This window comes from Lachnospira sp. CLA-JM-H23, assembly GCF_040096425.1.
Taxonomy (GTDB): Bacteria; Bacillota; Clostridia; order Lachnospirales; family Lachnospiraceae; genus Lachnospira; species Lachnospira rogosae.
Genome location: NZ_JBBMET010000009.1, coordinates 57,001 through 78,415 on the forward strand (window position 1 = coordinate 57,001; position 21,415 = coordinate 78,415).

The 21,415-nt window shown below is 36.3% G+C and carries 17 protein-coding genes and 1 other annotated feature (1 of these 18 cut by a window edge); of the genes, 4 read left to right on the forward strand and 13 right to left on the reverse strand.

Going from position 1 to position 21,415, the window contains the following annotated elements; genetic code table 11:
* Positions 1–9: 9 nt before the first annotated feature.
* The 4 genes from WMO42_RS11720 to WMO42_RS11735 are packed head-to-tail and all read right to left on the reverse strand — an operon-like array spanning position 10 to position 3,919.
* Positions 10–933 carry a GerMN domain-containing protein gene (locus WMO42_RS11720; RefSeq protein WP_349172677.1) on the reverse strand — a complete coding sequence of 308 codons (924 nt, stop codon included), beginning with the start codon at positions 931–933 and terminating at the stop codon, positions 10–12.
* Positions 923–2,389 carry a HAMP domain-containing sensor histidine kinase gene (locus WMO42_RS11725; protein WP_349192345.1) on the reverse strand — a complete coding sequence of 489 codons (1,467 nt, stop codon included), beginning with the start codon at positions 2,387–2,389 and terminating at the stop codon, positions 923–925. Before WMO42_RS11725 ends, WMO42_RS11720 begins: the two co-directional genes overlap by 11 nt.
* 40 nt (positions 2,390–2,429) lie before the next feature.
* Positions 2,430–3,119 carry a response regulator transcription factor gene (locus WMO42_RS11730; RefSeq protein ID WP_055307154.1) on the reverse strand — a complete coding sequence of 230 codons (690 nt, stop codon included), beginning with the start codon at positions 3,117–3,119 and terminating at the stop codon, positions 2,430–2,432.
* 20 nt (positions 3,120–3,139) lie between these two features.
* Positions 3,140–3,919, reverse strand: coding sequence for a helix-hairpin-helix domain-containing protein (locus WMO42_RS11735; protein ID WP_349172678.1), 780 nt, complete (start codon positions 3,917–3,919; stop codon positions 3,140–3,142).
* Positions 3,920–4,136: 217 nt separating this feature from the next.
* Here WMO42_RS11735 and WMO42_RS11740 point away from each other — a divergent pair, with 217 nt between their 5' ends.
* Together WMO42_RS11740 and argH are read left to right on the forward strand one after the other, a co-directional pair.
* Positions 4,137–6,875: a YfhO family protein gene (locus tag WMO42_RS11740; protein WP_349192346.1), complete on the forward strand. Its 2,739-nt coding sequence runs from the start codon at positions 4,137–4,139 to the stop codon at positions 6,873–6,875.
* Between the two features lie 60 nt (positions 6,876–6,935).
* Positions 6,936–8,321, forward strand: a complete 1,386-nt coding sequence (gene argH / locus WMO42_RS11745) for an argininosuccinate lyase (protein WP_055174258.1) — start codon at positions 6,936–6,938, stop codon at positions 8,319–8,321.
* A 170-nt stretch (positions 8,322–8,491) separates the two neighbouring features.
* Here the strand turns inward: argH and WMO42_RS11750 are convergent, their stop codons facing one another.
* Positions 8,492–9,244, reverse strand: a complete 753-nt coding sequence (locus WMO42_RS11750) for a DUF4177 domain-containing protein (protein WP_349192347.1) — start codon at positions 9,242–9,244, stop codon at positions 8,492–8,494.
* Positions 9,245–9,756: 512 nt separating this feature from the next.
* On the opposite strand from WMO42_RS11750, the gene pdxS reads away from it, so the two are divergent.
* Together pdxS and pdxT are read left to right on the forward strand one after the other, a co-directional pair.
* The gene (gene pdxS, locus WMO42_RS11755; protein ID WP_022502089.1) at positions 9,757–10,635 is read left to right on the forward strand and encodes a pyridoxal 5'-phosphate synthase lyase subunit PdxS; all 879 of its coding nucleotides are present in this window, start codon (positions 9,757–9,759) and stop codon (positions 10,633–10,635) included.
* A 32-nt stretch (positions 10,636–10,667) separates the two neighbouring features.
* Entirely contained in the window at positions 10,668–11,228 is a 561-nt protein-coding gene (gene pdxT, locus WMO42_RS11760; RefSeq protein WP_022502090.1) for a pyridoxal 5'-phosphate synthase glutaminase subunit PdxT, read from the forward strand.
* Between the two features lie 123 nt (positions 11,229–11,351).
* Here pdxT and WMO42_RS11765 read toward each other — a convergent pair whose 3' ends face one another.
* From WMO42_RS11765 to WMO42_RS11800, 8 genes are all read right to left on the reverse strand, one after another.
* A complete protein-coding gene (locus WMO42_RS11765) occupies positions 11,352–13,664 on the reverse strand; it encodes a DNA topoisomerase (ATP-hydrolyzing) (protein WP_022502091.1) in 2,313 nt (770 codons plus the stop codon).
* Between the two features lie 241 nt (positions 13,665–13,905).
* Positions 13,906–15,882: a DNA gyrase subunit B gene (locus WMO42_RS11770; protein ID WP_022502092.1), complete on the reverse strand. Its 1,977-nt coding sequence runs from the start codon at positions 15,880–15,882 to the stop codon at positions 13,906–13,908.
* Positions 15,883–15,906: 24 nt separating this feature from the next.
* A complete protein-coding gene (locus WMO42_RS11775) occupies positions 15,907–16,902 on the reverse strand; it encodes a peptidylprolyl isomerase (protein WP_172677769.1) in 996 nt (331 codons plus the stop codon).
* A 16-nt stretch (positions 16,903–16,918) separates the two neighbouring features.
* Positions 16,919–17,398, reverse strand: coding sequence for a 23S rRNA (pseudouridine(1915)-N(3))-methyltransferase RlmH (rlmH, locus tag WMO42_RS11780; RefSeq protein WP_055174252.1), 480 nt, complete (start codon positions 17,396–17,398; stop codon positions 16,919–16,921).
* Between the two features lie 10 nt (positions 17,399–17,408).
* Positions 17,409–17,675 (reverse strand): hypothetical protein, encoded by a 267-nt coding sequence (locus tag WMO42_RS11785; RefSeq protein WP_022502094.1) that lies wholly within the window; start codon positions 17,673–17,675, stop codon positions 17,409–17,411.
* A 31-nt stretch (positions 17,676–17,706) separates the two neighbouring features.
* Complete coding sequence (locus WMO42_RS11790; protein WP_055174251.1) at positions 17,707–18,483, reverse strand: Cof-type HAD-IIB family hydrolase; 777 nt, start codon at positions 18,481–18,483, stop codon at positions 17,707–17,709.
* Positions 18,471–19,055, reverse strand: coding sequence for a Maf family protein (locus tag WMO42_RS11795; protein ID WP_055174250.1), 585 nt, complete (start codon positions 19,053–19,055; stop codon positions 18,471–18,473). Before WMO42_RS11795 ends, WMO42_RS11790 begins: the two co-directional genes overlap by 13 nt.
* Before the next feature lie 357 nt (positions 19,056–19,412).
* Complete coding sequence (locus WMO42_RS11800) at positions 19,413–21,074, reverse strand: 2-isopropylmalate synthase (protein ID WP_349192349.1); 1,662 nt, start codon at positions 21,072–21,074, stop codon at positions 19,413–19,415.
* An 86-nt stretch (positions 21,075–21,160) separates the two neighbouring features.
* Positions 21,161–21,415 (reverse strand) — a binding site (T-box leader) (it continues 7 nt past the right edge of the window).

Sequence of the window (21,415 nt, forward strand, 5' to 3'; positions counted from 1 at the left end):
CTGGAACGCTTATTCAACTATACCTGAATTAAATTTATACAGTCTGTCAAGGCTTATACTGTCCCTGAACGTATTCGTATAATCTCCGTTAATGAATATTTTAACAGACTCTATGCTGTCAAGGGCACATAATGAATTAACTATTGAATATATCTCAACATATGAGCTCACATTAACAAGCTCGTCACGGAATTCCTCACTAAGATTAACATAACACACCTTTTCTACAACAGACACACCAAGAAGTTTGATATCTTTGGGCAGTGACGTGTATGCTCCTGCGGCTGTAGGTCCGCTTATAAGCCTCTGCACAATCATTCTTTCTATTGGCATATTCTTATTATAAGCAAGCATTTCCTTGACTTTAACAAGCTTGGTACCTGTATAATCTGCATAATACAACTGTACATTACGCCAGTCCATTTCTCCAAATGCACTGTCTGATTCCGTAAAATCTGTCTTTTTTAATGCACCTATAACTGTACCGTCCTCATACAAAGCTTCCTTGCCATCAACATAAAAATGTACATACAATACATCATCTATCTGCGTAAGCATTTTTACTACTGCTGCCCTGAATAACAGTTCAACCTGTGTACTCATCTGCTTATATGAAGATGAATAATTAAGTGCAATCGCTTTTCCATCAAGCATAACATCTAACAGCGTAACATTATCAGGCTTTATTATATACTCATTCTTATCAGCAGGCTTAACATTCATCTTATCAAGAAGCTGTCTTGCTGTATCTTCTATAGAAGTGTCAATGTCAATATTATAATTCTGTTCTATAAGCTTGTCCTTTGAACTGTTCGTATAATAAACTGTATACTGCCTGCCCCTGTTCTGTGAAGAACACGCCGTCAGCTCTACAGCCATACAACAGCATAATAATGTAACTACCAGCTTATTAATCAATAGTCTAATTCTCATTCTTATCCTCATCATCTGACTCCACATAATTAAGCGGTATTCTGAAAGTAAATGTTGTTCCCATCCCCTCCTCACTATACAGCTTAATTGTTCCGTGGTGCATTAATATAATATTCTTAACTATAGAAAGTCCAAGACCTGTTCCACCTGTCTGCCTTGACCTTGCCTTGTCAACCCTGTAAAATCTCTCAAAAACCCTGCTCTGGCTCTCTTTAGGTATTCCAATTCCAGAATCTTCAACCCTTACAAAGAAGAACTGATGATCTGCATTAAGTGAAACATGCACCCAGCCGTCCATATCATTATATTTGATAGCATTTTCAACAAGATTAGATATTACCTGTGTTATCTTAACCTCATCAATCTGTGCCACAACCGGTCTGAAACTCTCAAATAGCAATTCTATATTCTTCTTTTGTGCAAGTGGCTTTAACCGCTTTAACACAAGCTCTAACAGTTCATTAAGATTAACTGATGAAATATTAAGGGTAGCTGAAGCTCTATCAAGCCTTACCATACATAAAAGATCCTCAATAATCTTATTCTCCCTGTCAATTTCACTTACAATATCAACCATAAATTCCTTATATACTTCCACAGGAACATCTTCCTGCGTATTAAGCGAATCGGCAAGAACCTTAATTGAAGTTATAGGTGTCTTTAACTCGTGTGATACATTTGACACAAACTCAGACCTTGAATTATCAAGCTCACTGTTCTTGTCCATAATACTGTTAAAATGCTTTGCAAACTGTCTAAGTTCTGTAGAACCTTTAACGTCCATTCTCTTGTCTATATATCCAAAATCAACTTCTTCAACAATATGAAGTGCTTTCTTATACGGCTTAAAATAAAAATATGTCACAATAATCGAAACAACAAGAATAATAGTAATTATCACAAATTCAATAACCCATATCCTGTCAAAAGCATTCCCTGCTATCTGGCTTATATCTGATATATCAAGATTAACTACTAGAACAGCTATAAGCTGTCCCTCGCTGTTGTATACAGGAGAAGCTGCTTCTATATTGCCGGTCTTTTTGCTGTAATCAGTTATTGTCTTAGAACTATCATACACAGTTATAACCTTGGAATTAATCATAGTCTTTCCAGTGTCAACAGCATATGTATCCACGCTTATGTTATATTTCTTATCTACAAGCCTTATTCTTATTGCATTAAGCGATGAATAATTCATAAGATTTTCATACACCCCATCATTATGTGCTTCATCAATGCTTCCGTACTTCGTAAATTCAGCCGCAATAAGCACAGCCTCATTATTAACGTATGCTTTCCTTGCTTCAACAAGTGATGTCGTATATGAATATTTAACAGCCTTGACTGCTGAGATTGTCGATATAATAGACATTACTGCTATTATAAATACGAGTCTGAATCTTGTGCTTAAGAAAAAACTTAATATATCTGTTATTAATTTCTTATGATTCATCCTGGATTTAGCCGATTGTCCCCGCGTTCCTTTATTTATATTAAACATTAAAATAATAACCTACTCCCCACTTAGTATGAACATACTTAGGTTCACTTGAATTATCTTCTATCTTCTCTCTTAATCTTCTTATATGAACATCTACTGTACGTCCATCACCCGGGTAATCCGCTCCCCACACTGTCTTTAAAAGTACATCTCTGCTATATACTCTGTTAGGATTAAATGCAAGCAGCTCTAAAAGGTCAAATTCCTTAGCTGTAAGGTAAATCTCTTTGCCTCTGATAAAAAGACTTCTGCTGTCACAGTCAATTCTCATATCCCCGATATTTAATACATTACTCTTAGCCTGTTCTTTCTCAGGCTTATTATTTCTTCTTAAGATTGCTTTCATTCTTGCTTTAACTTCAAGAATATTAAATGGCTTTGTTATATAATCATCCGCACCATATTCAAGTCCCATAATCTTATCCATATCATCGCCCTTGGCCGTAAGCATAATTATAGGAACATTAGAGAACTCTCTTATCTGCTGGCATACCTCAAGTCCATTCATCTTAGGAAGCATTATATCCAGAAGTATTATATCGTAATCATTGTTCTTAGCCATATCAAGTGCTTCTTCACCATCATAGGCACAGTCAACCACACTGTAGTCCTGTATAAGGCTGAATTTAATTCCTTTAACAATCATCTTTTCATCATCAACAACTAATACTTTACCCGCCATCTTTAATAATTACTCCTTGTTCAAACACATATATAATCTTTTATCTTGTTAAATGCTGCATCTTTTATTCCTGATACATTCTTTATATCTTCTATCCTTTTAAAAGCACCATGCTTTTCCCTATAACTTATTATATCTAATGCCCTCGCCTCACCTATGCCGGATAACTGCATAAGTTCAGACTTGGAAGCTTTATTAATATCAATAAGATTACTACTGCCTGCTCCCCCTGTGTTACTACCATAACTTTCGCTATTACCGCCTGAATTCTCTGTATTACTGCCCGATATCCCCGTGGCATTGGGATTACAGCCGTTGTTTATTTCATCTGTCAGGCTTATATCATCGTAAGCATATGGGATATATATTTTATCTCCATCCTTTAACTGCATTGCAAGATTAACTCTGGTGCCGTCTGCCTCATCAATAAGACCTCCGCAAAGTTCCACCGCCTGATACAGTCTCATACCTGCACCACCACTGACAACTCCTGCATTAACAACTGCACCACATATATATACATATATCTTACTGTTATTCTCATCCAGTCCGTCATTGCCTGCTTCGTTACCATTAATACCATTACTATTGTTAATATCAGCAGCACCGCCGCTGGTAACTCCACCGATAATACTCTTGCTATCACTTTCCTTATCTGAAATATTATCTTTATTAATTATAACACTGCCATCTTCTTTGGTTGGGTTTATATAAAATATGCCTGCAATTATAATAATTAATACTAATACAGCTGTTTTAATAATATATCTACGCTTTTTATATAATTTAATTAAGTCCATGTATACTCCTTATATCTATAATACATTATTATAAGATATAAAGTTCCCTTCGCATACATTTTTATTGTACCTAATTAATATCCATATTACAAGCAAAACCTCAAATATTACTATATAAATTACTGTACAAATAATCATTATAATTACCGTATATCATTTACATAAAATACCGTTTTTGGTAAAATGTAAACATTATTATCCATAGGGGGAAGCAAATTTGAACCAACAGACTAAACATCGACACAAATTCAGTTTATTTGACGAACAGACAGGTAATATTCCGTGTGGAAATATCGTATATATAATTGCATTTTTTATTCCAGTTATAATATTTACAGCCTTGTATTTTGCAAGGGAAATATTTCCATTCGGCAATAACTGTTATCTGCGTTCTGATATGTATCACCAGTACGCTCCATTTTTCTCTGAGCTATGGTATAAAATCCGCAACGCAGAAAGCCTTACTTATAGCTGGGATATCGGTATGGGAACTAATTTCACATCTTTATATGCGTACTATCTGGCAAGCCCTGCTAACTGGATTATTGTATTATTCCCACAGAAATATATGATTGAGATTATGAATACTCTCATAATCCTTAAGTTATCTTTATCAAGCGTTTCTATGACCCACTATATAAGCAGGCATTTTTCCAACAAGAATATATGTATAGCTTTATTCGGGTTATTCTACGCATTTTCCGGATATGTAGCTGCTTATAGCTGGAACATTATGTGGCTTGACTGTCTTATACTTGTTCCTCTTATTATGCTTGGCCTTGAAAGACTTGTTAATGAAGATAAATGCTTTCTATACTGCATAAGTCTTGGATTATGTATATTCACTAACTACTATATTGCAATTATGGTATGTTTATCAGTTGTTCTTTATTTTATTGTGCTTGTAACTGCCTACAAAAAAGAACGTACTTTCAAGAATTATTTTAAGACATTTCTAAAATTTGCATTTTACTCACTGATTGCCGGTGGGCTTGCGGCATGCCTTTTACTGCCTGAGTTCTACACATTTTCTTTATCAGCTTCAAGTGACATTGCATTTCCTAAGAAATTAAGTCTTTATTTCAGCATATTAAATATGCTCACTAGACAATTAATAAATGTTCCTGTCCACCTTGGACTTGAACACTACCCTAACATATACTGCGGCGTTGCTGTATTCCTTCTTTATCCTCTCTATGTTATGGACAAAGACATCAATTTATGCGAAAAGATAGGCAAATCCGTATTACTGCTTGTCTTCCTTACAGCATTTAACCTTAATATACCTAATTTTATATGGCACGGATTTCATTATCCTAACAGCCTGCCTTGCAGACAATCATTTATATACATTTTCTTCCTGCTTACAATGTGTTATGAGGCATTAAGCCATATAAAGCGGATGACAAGCAGACAGTTAGGAATTGCCGTATGGATAAGCTTAGGACTTCTTGTGCTTATTGAACAGGTATTTACAGTTGATGAAACTTATGATTTTAAGGCAATTTACTTAAGCGGTGCTTTTATTCTTGTGTATGCAGGACTTATGATTGTCTATAACAAGACCAACTGGAAGCTGCCTGTAACAGTATTTCTTGCATTTATAGTCTGTATAATAGAATGTACTATCAATATGGATTCAACAGGAATTGGAACTACTAACAGAACCTCTTATCTTTTAGATTATGATGCTATTAAATCTGTGACACAGACCGTAAGAGATGAAGATACATCATTTTACCGAATGGATAAGAAGTTTGGTGCGCGTTCAAAAAATGACGGAGCTTGGCATAATTACCACTCAATATCAACATTTTCATCAACTTCAAGTGCTGGAATGTCAGAATTGTTCGGAAAGCTTGGCTTTGAACATTCAATGAATGCCTATGGCTACAATGGTGCTACACTTGTTACAGAAAGCTTATTCTCGGTTAAATATACAATTACCAACCGTATACTTACAAGCAGTTCTCTTCGCGAGTATTACGTTGGAGATGACGGCGAATTCGTCTATGAGAATAAATATACACTTCCACTTGGATTTATAACCTATAATAATGCAGGCGAATGGTATCCATCAGAAGCCAATGGAACAGGAATTGAGAACCAGAACTCGCTTATACAGACACTTACAGGCATTGCCAATGTATTTACACTTACTTATGAAAATGCCACCGACTCAAGCTTTGAAGTTAAGCCTGTAAAAGCAGGACATCTGTATATGGTTGTAAGAAATACGACCTGCGACAACGTAACTGCCACTATTAACAATTCTGAATATACTTATTCAGGACTTAAAAATGGCAATCACATAATTGACCTAGGCTACGCCGTTCCAGCAGATACCGTTGTCATATCTGGCGATTCAGCAATGAATGCCAGCGTGTATACACTTGAAACTTCAAGATTTACAGAAGCTTACAATATATTAAATGGCAGTTCCCTTTCTATCACTTCATTTAAAGACACCAAGATAAAGGGAACTATAACAGCTAATAAAGCCGCAACCCTTATATTCTCCATTCCTTACGATAAAGGCTGGAAGGTATATATTGATGGCAGAAAAGTAGAGACCTCTGCCCTTTATGATGCTCTCTTAAGCGTACAGATAAGTGAGGGCAGCCACGAAATAACATTAAAATATACACCTGTGAACCTTATTAAGGGTTGCTTAATTACAGCATTATGTATTATTATATTAATCGGTATTTATATATTAAAGAAGAAAAATATAACAATAAATATATTAAAAACCGCCAGTACAAATAAAGCTGTTGAAGCTGATGATACTTACAACGCATTATCTGATGATTTAGCTGATAATACTCTCACAGATTTAGATGTTTCATCTGCTATGGATATAAATATCGTGGGTGATAATGATATAAATATGCTAGATAGTCTTGATGACTTCGACAATCTTGACAGTGATGAGATTAATTCATCAGAAGAATAATCAGGCATTCTATTAACAATTAATTATAAGCACTAACGAAGTGCAGGAAAGAGGTACAATATGAAACTTTGGGGCGGACGCTTCACTAAAGAAACTAATGAGCTTGTTAATAATTTTAACGCTTCTATCTCCTTTGACCAGAAGTTCTACAAGCAGGATATTCAGGGAAGCATTGCACACGCTACAATGCTTGCTGCTCAGGGTATTATCTCAGAAGATGAAGGAAAGCAGATTACTGACGGCTTAAAAGGTATTCTTTCTGACATAGAATCTGGAAAGCTTGAAATCACTGATGAATATGAAGATATTCACACATTTATGGAAGCTACTCTTATTGAGCGTATCGGTGATGCAGGAAAGAAGCTTCACACAGGCAGAAGCCGTAATGACCAGGTTGCACTTGATATGCGACTTTATACACGCGATGAAGTTAAAAATGTTGATGAAGAAGTAAGAGAACTTATGGAAGTTATCTTAAGAATAATCAAAGAAAATGTTGACACTTATATGCCAGGCTTTACTCATCTTCAGAAAGCACAGCCTGTAACTGTTGCTCATCATTTTTCTGCTTACTTTGAAATGTTCAGACGTGACAGAAGCCGACTTCACGATATATATAACAGAATGAACTACTGCCCTCTTGGTGCTGGTGCTCTTGCAGGAACTACATATCCCCTTAACAGAGAGATGACAGCCGAGCTTCTTGGATTTGCTGGTCCTACTCTTAATAGTATGGACTCTGTATCAGACAGAGATTATGTTATTGAATTCTTAAGTGCACTCTCTACTATTATGATGCATTTAAGCAGATTTTCTGAAGAAATATGTATATGGAATTCTAACGAATACAAATTCATCGAATTAGATGATGCTTTCAGTACAGGTTCAAGCATTATGCCACAGAAGAAGAACCCTGATATAGCTGAGCTTGTCCGTGGTAAGACTGGACGTGTATATGGCGCTCTTATGAGTATCCTCACAACTATGAAGGGAATTCCTCTTGCCTATAATAAAGATATGCAGGAAGATAAAGAGCTTACATTTGATGCTATAGATACTGTTAAGGGCTGTGTAAGCTTATTCAAGGGTATGATTGATACTATGAAATTCAATGATACACGTATGGAAGACTCAGCTAAAAAAGGCTTCACTAATGCTACTGATGCCGCTGACTACCTTGTTAAGAAAGGGGTTCCTTTCAGGGATGCACATGGTATTGTAGGACAGCTTGTTCTTATGTGTATTGACAAGGGTATTGCACTTGATGACCTTTCACTTGATGAATACAAGAAGATAAGTCCTGTATTTGAAGAAGATGTATACGAAGCTATCAGCTTAAAGACCTGCGTTGAAAAACGTCTTACTCTCGGAGCACCTGGCCCTGATGTTATGAATAAAGTTATCGGACTTTATGATGAATATATGAAGGACAACCAGAAATTATAAAATATACCACTATAAAATATACTCACTTAAAGCTTATTTAAAATAAAACCTAAATAACTACAGATCAGAATTAATAAACAAACATAATAATATAAAAAGCCCTGTCACTACCCGCTATATATTGGGACTTCCAGTATATGCCAATAATGACAGGGTATTTTTAAATATTTTTAAAATGTGAATTTCTCAACCTTACCATCTTTACTATCATAAGTTGATGTAAGATAATCAAATGTATATCTTGCTTCACCGTGCATAGGAACAGTAAATGTCAAAGTCTTATCCCAATCCATTCCACGTCTTGTAAATACGATATGCAGTTCAAATATTAACTCTGCATCTTCACCAGAGCCGCCTGACATCTGTGTATTCCTGATAGTTAATTCACTTGGATATATATCTTCTTCCAGATCTATCCTGTTATTGCCTATATAAGCAAAAAGGTGAGGGGCTGTTTCTTCTGCCATCGCTTCATTCTCCAGATATTCACGCATACTTGCCGCACCACAGCCACCGTGAAGCCTGCCTTTAGCTTCTTCAATATTAAATCTGATTGTAATAAAACGGCAATCGCCTATACTTATAACATAAGAATTGTCTTCCTCGGCTCTTATACTATAATTGCCAAATCCATTAGAATTCTCTAATTCTTTCTTATCTGTTATGCTGTATCTCACATCTAAGGTTTCAAATAAATTAGTTGATGACTGGGTAAAGATATCATCTTTTTCTTTTCTGAATGTAACAACAAATGCTCCTTTAATCTGCATGGATGTTGCCATATAATCATAAGTGACTAACTCCCAGCCGTCAGCTGCTCTCTCATTAATCAGATTGTCTAACATAGCAATATCATTAGCATCTGCCTTATCTGAAAGCCATTTAGTGCCAACCGTTAAAATCTCTGTTTTGTATGTATACATATACTCCTCCTTTATTAGATACTATCTTAACTTTATATATTATTATATTATATTGATTTCTTTTTTACAATTTGTAATTCATAACCTAAAGCCTCAAGTATATGACTAAATGTGCGTATTGTTGGAATACTTTTCTTTTTCTCAATTCTGGAAATATCCTGCTGTTTGTTTCCTGTCAATGCAGCTAATTATTTTTGCGTAATATTTTCCTCTTACTTTATTAGAGCACAACATAAATGTTGTATTGTCAAATATAAAATTATATATTTTTATTCAATAATTACATCTGACCTTATTACACATTCATCTTCTCCCTTATAATTAAATGTCAGTTTAATACCACCTGACATTATCAAACTTCTTTACATTGAACATTTTAATATAATCAGATAAGTCTTATTATAGTCGCAAGTTAATTAAGTTACTGCTATGTAATATATTTGTAGTTCTGGCAGAGCATTTTAACAATTTAACAAAAAGCATTTAAATATAAAGAAATGAGGTTAATAATTATGACAACTACTTCTCAGTATGAATTAAACAAAGGACTTGCACAGATGTTAAAGGGCGGAGTTATTATGGACGTAACAACTCCTGAACAGGCTAAGATTGCTGAGGCGGCTGGTGCCTGTGCTGTTATGGCACTTGAAAGAATACCTGCTGACATCAGAGCCGCTGGCGGTGTATCACGTATGAGTGACCCTAAGATGATTAAAGGAATTCAGGAAGCTGTAAGTATCCCTGTTATGGCTAAGTGCCGTATCGGTCATTTTGTTGAAGCCCAGATTTTACAGGCTATTGAGATTGATTATATTGATGAATCAGAAGTACTTTCTCCTGCTGATGACATTTATCATATTGATAAGACACAGTTCAATGTACCATTTGTATGCGGTGCAAGGGACTTAGGCGAAGCTTTAAGAAGAATTAACGAAGGGGCTTCTATGATTAGAACTAAGGGTGAACCTGGTACTGGTGATGTTGTTCAGGCTGTACGCCATATGAGAAAAATGAATTCTGAAATCCGCAAGATTACATCTATGCAGAAAGATGAACTCTTTGAGGAAGCTAAGCAGTTACAGGTTCCTTACGACCTTGTACTTTATGTGCACGATAATGGAAAGCTTCCTGTTGTTAACTTTGCCGCTGGTGGTGTTGCAACCCCTGCTGATGCTGCTCTTATGATGCAGCTTGGTGCTGAGGGTGTGTTCGTAGGTTCTGGTATATTCAAGTCTGGCAATCCTGCAAAACGTGCTTCTGCTATCGTTCAGGCTGTTACTAACTATCAGGATGCAGCACTTATTGCCAAGTTATCAGAAGACCTTGGCGAAGCTATGGTAGGTATCAATCCTAGTGAAATACAGATAATTATGGAAGAACGTGGACGTTAATAATATAATCGCACATAGAAATGAGGCTTACTATGAAGATAGGTGTACTTGCTGTCCAAGGTGCTTTTATTGAACACGAGCATATGATTGAAGAAATCGGACATACAGCAATAGAAATAAGACAACGGGATGATTTAGAGGGATTAGACGGTCTGATACTGCCTGGCGGTGAAAGTACTGTTCAGGGACAGTTACTTAACAAGCTTGATATGATGAAGGACATTAAGAATATGATTAGTAATGGTCTTCCAACACTTGCAACCTGTGCTGGACTTATACTTCTCTCTGAACATATAGCAGACGATGACACAGTCCATATAGGAACGCTTCCTGTCACCATTAAACGTAACGCTTACGGAAGACAGCTTTCAAGCTTTGTAACTAACGCTGATATTAAGCATATCGGCAATTATCCTATGACATTTATAAGAGCACCTTATATCGAAAATGTCAGCGATGGTGTTGAAGTGCTTGCAAGTGTTGATAATCATATCGTTGCCGCTAAATACAATAATCAGATTGGACTTTCTTTCCACCCTGAATTAACAGGCGACACACGCATACACGAATATTTCTTATCAACTATAAAATAGCTCTATTCAAAAATAAAAATCAGGACAATGCAGCAGAATACGCCACGCTGTATTGTCCTGATTTTATTATGCTTATATAGCGTTGAAATGTTATTTATATACGATGAATAGCAAAATTATAATTTACACTCTGACTTTTATGCCTTTTGTGTCTCTATGTGCCATTTTCATCTTAGCAAAGTCTATCTTCTTTCCTTTATATTCCATCGTGAATTCCATTCCGTCATCCATAATGAATATATCTTCTATATAATCGTCTTTGCCAAGCTTAATACCTCTGACACCTACTGCACTCTTCTTCTTAACTGGTATTTCAGAAAGAGGGAACTTTAAGAACACACCATTAGCTGTCTGTACAATTACATTTTTATTACTTACAATTTCTTCAACTTCACTTCTGCTGCCATCAAGATTAAACTTAGAAAGCGTTTCAACCTGAACGTCAGCCTTTTCAATGCTTACTATCTTGTCATCATCCTGAAGCTTTGTCGAAGCTACCGTTCTCTTGGCTACATCAAATTCTGCCGTGTCAACTATCTTCATCATGCCCTGACTTGTAACAAAGAGCAGCTTCTGATTTTTGATAGTTTCATATGCACACAGGTATATAATAAGCTCACCGCTGCTGTCATAATTTCCAAGATTATCTATTGGAGTACCTTTGTCCCTGAACTTAGTGAGGAAAGGAATATCCTTTACTTTAATCTGGTGAAGCTGTCCGTTATCCGTAAATATACATATTTTATCAGTATTCATACAGGTAAATACATACTTAAAATCGTTGTAGATAGCTTCCTTATTACGTTCATAAGAAGCTGTATCTATAGTCTTTGCATAGCCAAATCTATCCATAATAAATACAACTTCCTGTGCTGGAACTTCTTTTTCAACAAATACTGCAACCTTTGCATCAGTTATTACGGTCTTTCGTTCAACACCATATTCCTTCTTAATTCTTACAAGGTCGTCCTTTATTACTTTTGCCATAGCCTTCTTACTGCCAAGTATCTTTTCATACTTTGCAATCTTTGAAAGACATTCGTCATATTCCTTCTGGAGTGCAAGTATCTCAAGACCTATAAGCTTGTACAGGCGCATTTCAAGTATGGCTGAAGCCTGCTTTTCTGTAAAATCAAGCTTAGCCGCCTGATTCTTAGAAGCTTCTGACTTGAATTTGATATTATCAACATTACCATTAATAAGGCAGTCTTTTGCCATTTTAAGATTAGAGCTTCCACGAAGAATTTCTATTATAAGATCGATTATATCGCAGGCTCTTATAAGTCCTTCTTTAATCTCCTTATTGGCAAGCTCCTTATTAAGAAGTGTTGTGTATTTTCTTGTATTTATCTCATACTGGAAGTCAATATGATGCTTTATTATCTGGCGTAACCCAAGAGTTTCCGGTCGGCCGTCAACTATAGCAAGCATATTTACACCAAATGTATCTTCAAGCTTAGTCTTCTTATATAAAAGGTTCTTAAGATTTTCAATATCTGTGTTCTTCTTTAATTCAAGAACTATTCTTATACCTTCTTTTGATGACTCATTTGACACATCAACAATATCAGTTGTCTTCTTGGTTTCAACCAAATCCACTATATCTGATATGAACTTTCCAATATTAGCACCTATCATTGTATAAGGAATTTCTGTTATTACAAGCCTGTCCTTCTCGCCTTTTCTTGCCGCTGGCTCATATACAACCTTTCCTCTTAACTTTATCTTTCCTGTACCAGTCTCATATATGCCTGCAAGCTCTGACTTATTAATAACAAGTCCACCTGTAGGAAAGTCAGGTCCGGGTATATACTGCATAAGCTCAGTTGTAGTTATATCTTCATTATCCATATATGCGCATACTGCATCGACAACTTCTGAAAGATTATGTGTTGGAATATTAGTTGTCATACCAACTGCGATACCGTCAGCACCATTTACCAACAGATTAGGTATTCTTACCGGAAGAACTGCTGGTTCTTTCTCTGTTTCATCAAAGTTAGGCACAAAATCAACTACATCTTTATCCAAGTCTGATAAATATACATCCTGTGTGAACTTCTTAAGCTTGGCTTCTGTATATCGCATAGCCGCAGCACCGTCACCTTCTATAGAACCAAAATTGCCGTGACCGTCAACAAGTGCCATTCCCTTTTTAAAATCCTGTGAAAGCACAACAAGTGTTTCATATATAGAACTGTCGCCGTGTGGATGATATTTACCCATTGCATCACCTACGATACGCGCTGACTTTCTATGAGGTTTATCATAATTTAAACCAAGCTGATCCATAGCATACAGCACTCTTCTTTGTACTGGCTTAAGTCCATCCCTTACATCCGGAAGTGCTCTTGCTGTTATAACACTCATTGAGTAATCTATATAGGACTTCTGCATCAGCTCAGAATATTCAGTTTTAATAATATTCTCTGCCATTATTATCTCCGTATAATACTTTTATTAATATATATCATAATACCAGGGTCAAAAGGTCTAAACCCATATGAGCTTGCTCATATGTGGGTGAATGACCTTGGGACCCGCCCCAATATTAGCATAAAAGTGGGATGATAGTCCCACGATATGCGAATATTGGGGAGGATTGTGGGAGTGCGTAGCACGGAACAATCCGTAGGTATCATAGTTGGGGGCTTTTGACCCCAACATCATATCATTTTTATGCATCAATCTCCGCTTCATTAGCGTGTGCATGTATAAATGCTCTTCTTGGTGGCACATCACTTCCCATAAGCATAGAAGTAACCTCTGTTGCCATTCTTGCATCCTCTATCTCTACCTGCTTTAATATTCTTGTCTCTGGATTAAGTGTAGTTTCCCATAACTGTTCAGGGTCCATCTCGCCAAGCCCCTTATATCTTTGCAGAGTAAATGTTCCACTTGCGTGAAGCTCTTTATACCTTTCCAGTGCTTTATCATCATAAAGATACTGTACTGTCCTGCTCTTATCTACCTTCGTCTTAGTTCCTTCTGCCTTCTTAGAAGCTTTGTCTGCCTTAGGTACTTTCTTAAGTTCAGCCCTGTAAAGCGGTGGTGTAGCTATGTACACATGTCCCTGATTAATAAGTTCAGGCATAAATCTATAGAAAAATGTAAGCAGAAGTGTATCAATATGTGCACCATCAACATCGGCATCTGTCATAATGATAATCTTATCGTATCTTAACTTGCTTATATCAAAATCATTGCCGTAACCTTCAAGGAATCCACAGCCAAATGAGTTAATCATAGTCTTAATCTCGGCATTAGCAAGCACCTTATCAATAGAAGCCTTCTCTACATTAAGTATCTTACCTCTTATTGGAAGTATAGCCTGAGTACGTCTGTTTCTTGCTGTCTTGGCTGAACCACCCGCAGAATCTCCCTCGACTATAAACACCTCACATTCCTCTGACTTCTTGCTCTCACAGTTAGCAAGCTTACCATTGGAATCTATTGAGAACTTAGACTTAGATAAAAGATTAGTCTTCGTTCTCTCCTCTGCCTTTCTTATCTTTGCAGACTTTTCGGCACAGGCTATTACTGACTTTAACTGTTCAAGATTTCTATCAAAATATAACTGTACCTCATCACTTGTAACCGCACTTACAACTGTTCCCGCATCCGGATTATCAAGCTTAGTCTTAGTCTGGCCTTCAAATCTTGGTGCAGGGTGCTTGATAGCCACAATTGCTGTCATACCATTTCTTACATCAAGACCGGTAAAGTTATTATCCTTTTCTTTAAGAACACCTAACTCCCTTGCATACTGATTAATAATCATAGTGAACTTAGACTTAAATCCTGTAATATGAGTTCCCCCCTCCTGAGTGTATATGTTATTACAAAAACCAAGAATATTTTCCTCAAACTCATTAACATACTGGAAAGCACACTCTACCTCTATGCCGTCTTCACTCTTCTTAAAATAGATAATATCCGTCACAGCTTCCTTGCCATTGTTAAGTTCCTTTACATATGCCTTGATACCATCTGGTTCTGAATATGTAATCTTTTCCTCGCTTCCACTTCTCTTATCCTCAAAATGTATTGTAAGTCCCGGATTAAGATAAGTTGTCTCGTGCATTCTGCTCTTTATTGCATCTGACTTAAATCTTGTCTTTTCAAATATCTCACCATCAGGAAGAAATGTTACTTTAGTTCCTGTATCATTCTTTCTGCATGTTCCCACTTTTTCAAGTGGTGCTACTGCCTTTCCTCTTTCATAACGCTGCCTGTACACACCACCATCAACCTTTATCTCTACTTCAAGCCAAACTGAGAGTGCATTAACTACTGACGCACCTACACCATGAAGTCCGCCTGATATCTTATACCCGCCATCACCGAACTTACCACCTGCGTGAAGCACTGTAAATACTACCTCAACTGCAGGTATGCCTGCCTTTGGATGAATTCCTATAGGAATACCTCGTCCATTATCTATAATAGTAGCAGTTCCATCATTATTAAGGGTTACTGTAATCTCGCTACAGTAACCCGCAAGGTGTTCATCAACTGCATTATCAGCTATCTCATATATAAGGTGGTTAAGTCCTTTAGTTCCAACACTTCCTATATACATTCCTGGTCTTTTTCTTACAGCTTCAAGACCTTCAAGAATTGATATACTATTTGCATCATATTTTGCTGCCATTATATTCTACACTCCTGTACTACTCTAATTAATTGTTATTGAATTAAATAAATCCTCAAATCTTACATTAAAAGATGGTGCAGAAGAAACTTTTAACTTATTCCATTCATCTTTGTTAATTTCAACATACTTTGAAGACTCATATTGTTCAAATTTATCATTAAATGCCTCTAACTTCTTCTTTTCAAGAATTGATGACTTATTAACCTCTGTCTTCGCTTTATCATTATCTGACGTACATCTTATTATATAAAATCTTCCGTCAGCTTCTACGATTCCGCTTGTCTGGCCTGTTGAAAGTGAATAAGCTGTATCTTCAAATGCTTTAGCCATCTCGCCTCTTCTAAGTTCATATTCATATTCGCCGTCAGCATTATATTTCTTGGCAATTGCAAAGAATGAATTGCCCTCATTTAATTCTGCATAAGCTTTGTCAATTTCTTCCTTTGAGTCTGTTACAATATATTGTATATTTATTACTCTTGCATCATCTGAACTCACTTCAATATCCATAAGTGAAGTTACATCATTGTAAAGCTTTGAAGCGATTGCAAATTCAGTAAACATCTGATTAACCTTATCCTCTGTGATATCATACTGGCTCTTCTGTTCTTCTGTAAGACCATCAAAATACTGTTCTGCTGCCTTAGCTGTTTCATTCTTTTCTTCTCTTCCAAGAACTACTCCTCTTTCTTTAGCCATAGAATTCATACATCTTACTCTTATAAGCTTTACTCTTATCTGTTCTTTTATATATTCCTCAAACGGCTGTCCGTCAATATCTTCTGTCCATATACTGCTTCCAAACATATCTTCATATTGTTTCTTAGCATCTGACATTAATACTTCTGCCTCAAATGTATAAGTCTTCTGTCCATCAACCTTCATAACAACAGATTTTCCCATACCAGTTGAAATATATAATAAATTACCATTAAAGAACTTCATAAATACTAATACCGCAGCCACAGCTACAATAATGATAAGTGCTGTTATTAATCTTTTCTTATTTCTTTTCATAACTTCTCCATTCTGGTTATTTGTGATAAGGTTCATTCTTCATAATTCTGTAGCTTCTATATATCTGTTCAAGAAGAATTACTCTCATAAGCTGATGTGGAAATGTCATAGGCGAAAAACTAAGCTTGAAATCAGCCCTGTCAAGAACCCTTTTATCAAGCCCTAATGAACCTCCTATAACAAAGACAATATCACTCTTTCCTGATATTCCAAGATTATCTATTTTCTGTGATAACTGTACAGAATCAAGCATTTTACCATCAATTGCCAGAGCTATCACATATGCTTCATCTTTTATGCACGAAAGAAGTCTTTCTCCCTCTTTAGCCTTTATTATATCATTAACAGTATCACTTGCATTATCAGGTGTCTTCTCATCTGCCACCTCTTTTACCTCAAGCTTGCAGTATCTTGACAACCTTTTACTGTACTCATCTATTGCCTGACAATAGAACTTTTCCTTTACTTTGCCTACACAGCATATTGTTATTCTCATATCAGCCCAACTATGCCTCTACGAAGAAATATCCGCCGTTATTATCAAGCTTGAACACTTCAAGCTGTTCCTCAAGCTCTGCATCAGAAAGTTCTGATACATCCATTCCCTCATCGTCCATAATCTGTCTTAATTCTTTAATATTACTGCAATACTGTGCAAAGCATTCCTCAAGAAAATCTTCTGCCTCCTCTAAATCATATACAACCGGCTCATCAAAAAGCTTCTTCTGATCTCTTAAAAATACCTTTGCACATTCTTTCATATGTTTTTCCATAATAATACTCCTCATTTCTACAAACATTATCTTATATATTAAACTCTTTTCTTAGTGTGCCTTCAACCCATTCAGTTGTGTCATATGCATATTTCTTGATATCCTCACATGCTGTATCCATAACATACGCATATTTTACTGACTTAAGCATATCAATATCATTATAATTGTCGCCAAATGCCATACATTCATCTTCTGACAATCCAAAGTACTGCTGAAGCTGATGCATTGCTTTTCCTTTGGTAACGCTGCTCTCCATAAAATCAAGATATAAATCTCCTGAAACTGTAATTGAAGCTTTGCCATTCCATTTGCTAAAGAAATGTTCCTTGGAATTATCAATTCCGCTTAAATCACATACCGCAATCTTTAATATATCTTCATCTACATCTGTGAATTTATCAATAAGCGTAGTCTTATAATTAACAACCTTGGTCATTCTATAATGATATTCTTCTGTCTTAGGCTTGATATATGCTGTATGCTGGCCTGATATAAGCACCTCGCAATCAGGCTGTTCATATACATCTTCTATTATCTCAAGAGCAAGCTTTCTATCCATTGGTGTCTTGGCAATAACCTCACCCTTATATTCACATAATGCTCCATTCTCAGCAATGTATACAAGCTTATCGCTTACAGGCTCAAAAAGCCTTTTCAGGCTTACTATCTGTCTTCCGCTGGCAGGTGCAAAGTACATTCCTTTATTAACAAGCTGTTCAATCGCTTTAATTGTAGATGGTTCTACACTCTGGGCACCTTTTCTTAGTATTGTACCATCAAGATCACTTGCAATTAATTTAACCATAACTTTAACTCCTGATATACCCTTGCAACCGGAAGTCCGACAACATTATTATAGTCACCGTCTATCTTTCCAATAAATGCTGCAAATCTCCCCTGAATTCCGTAAGCCCCTGCTTTATCCATTGGCTCACCTGTACTTATATATTCTCTTATCTCATTATCACTAATATCATTACAGTATACATCTGTCTTTTCTGCAAAGTTACTTACAACATTATTATTCTTGATAAGTGTAACACCTGTATACACCTGATGACAATCACCAGCCAGTTCCTTAAGTATATCAAAAGCATTTCCCGTATCCTTAGGCTTTGTAAGAATATGTCCTTTATGGCTTACGATTGTATCTGCACCTATAACTACAACATCTTCATTCCTGTAATCGTCATCATCTTTTACCATATCCCATACAGCCTGTGCCTTAATCCTTGATAGATATTTCACATATTCATCTGGCTGTGTAATTAAAGTTGTCTCATCAACATCACTCGTAATTATATCAAATTCTATTCCTATCTGTTCCAGCAGTTCTTTGCGTCTTGGTGAACCAGATGCAAGAATAATCTTACTCATATATTCATTCCTTTCAGAATTAATTCATTAACTATAAGATTATAACAGCTGGTAAGTCAAAAATCCAGTTATTACTAAAAAAGAATATGAACTAAAAAAGAATATGCAAAGCACATTCCCTAACCGAGCACGACCGCTTGCGACAGACTACAGCTTCATATGGGTACATATCACCAGCACATAGTTCCTTTTATGTAATAGTAAATTCCGATAAAATTATCCATTACATAAAAAGGCTTCCTTTCTAAACAGAAGGAAATATTACTATATCTCCTGTCTGTTTAAAGGAAGCACATAATTATATCTCTGCAAATATGTTCATATACGCAGATACAATATTTATACTGATATTATTCTCTACTCAGCCATACTTCTGTTCATTGCTGATTCTACCGCATCAATTGAAGCTCTTATGATATCGTGGTCGATACCTATGCCAAAGTATTCTTTACCATCATCACCCTTAATTCCTACATATGCAATAGCACTTGAATCAGAACCCTGCTTTAATGAATGTTCCTCATAGCACATTACATCACAAGGCCTTCCAAAATGCTTTGAAAGTGCATTACTTACAGCATCAAGACGACCATTACCACCCGCTTCTACTACTGTTGTCTTTCCATCAGCCTCAATTGTAACTTCTGTCTGGATACCATCAATCTGCTTGAAATGGACTTCTGAAATCTTGAATACCGGTGTGAACTTCTTATAACGCCTCTCAAATATCTCAAGGACCTCATCTGCCCCAAGTTCCTTATGGTTAACATCCGATACATCTTTAACAGCATAACCAAGGTCTTCTCTCATAGCCTTTGGAATAATCATTCCATAATTATGTTCAAGAACATAAGCAACTCCGCCCTTACCTGACTGGCTGTTAATTCTGATTACGTCTGAGTCATATGTACGTCCAACATCTTCTGGATTAATTGGAAGATATGGAACTGTCCACTTAGATGGATCCTGTTCAATTCTATAGTGCATACCTTTAGATATGGCATCCTGATGTGAACCAGAGAATGCTGCAAATACAAGCTTACCACAATATGGGTGTCTGTCATCTATCTTCATCTGTGTAAGACGTTCAAACATCTCTGCAAGCTCTGGCATATTAGAAAAATCCAATTCCGGGTCAACGCCCTGTGCGTACATATTCATAGCAAGATTAACAATATCCACATTACCAGTTCTCTCACCATTGCCAAATAATGTACCTTCTATTCTGTCTGCACCTGCAAGCATACCAAGCTCTGCATCTGCAACGCCTGTTCCTCTGTCATTATGTGGATGAAGTGATACAACTACATTTTCTCGATTATGAAGATTCTTGCTCATATATTCAACCTGACTTGCAAATACATGTGGAAGTGACATCTCTACTGTAGCAGGAAGATTAATTATACACTTCTTATCAGGTGTTGGCTGCCATATATCTATAACTGCATTACACACTTCAAGTGCGTATTCTGGCTCTGTTCCTGTAAAGCTTTCAGGACTATATTCAAAAAGGAAATTACCGCCATCTGCTTCTGCAAGTTCTTTAAGAAGCTTAGCGCCCTCAATTGCAATCTGTTTGATTTCTTCTTTAGACTTTCTGAATACCTGCTCTCTTTGTGCAAGAGATGTCGAATTGTATACATGTACAATCGCTCTTGGTGCACCCTTTACAGCTTCAAAAGTCTTCTTAATAATATGCGGTCTTGCCTGTGTAAGCACCTGAATTGTAACATCATCAGGAATCATATTCTTCTCAATAAGTGTACGGCAAAGCTCATACTCTGTCTCTGATGCTGCCGGGAAACCAATCTCAATTTCCTTAAATCCAACCTTAATAAGCTTATTAAAGAATTCAAGCTTTTCATCAAGACTCATAGGCTCAACTAAAGCCTGATTACCATCTCTTAAATCCACTGAACACCATACTGGTGCTTTGTCAATATACTCCTTCTTTACCCAGTCGTTACACTCAACCGGTGGCATAAAATAACCTCTCTTATACTGTCTGTAATCAAACATTGCATTATCCTCCTGATATATTAATTATATTAGCATAATAAGTAAATTATACAAAAAAAATCTTTCATCTCCAAAGGCCTTAACCTCTAAGAGACGAAAGATATAATCTCACGCGTTACCACTCTTATTCGCAATTAATAATTGCGCTCTCACCGAATACGTGCATATTGCATTATATTCTGTCCACTATAACGGTTGGCTTCCGTCTACGTCTACTCTTATATCCTGCTGATATAATTTCGGGTAGCAGCTCCAAGGTGAGTTCAATAAGTTCCTTTCACTGTCTCGCACCTTCCGACAGTTCTCTGAAGCTGGTCCTTATCTAATATTCCTCTTCATTG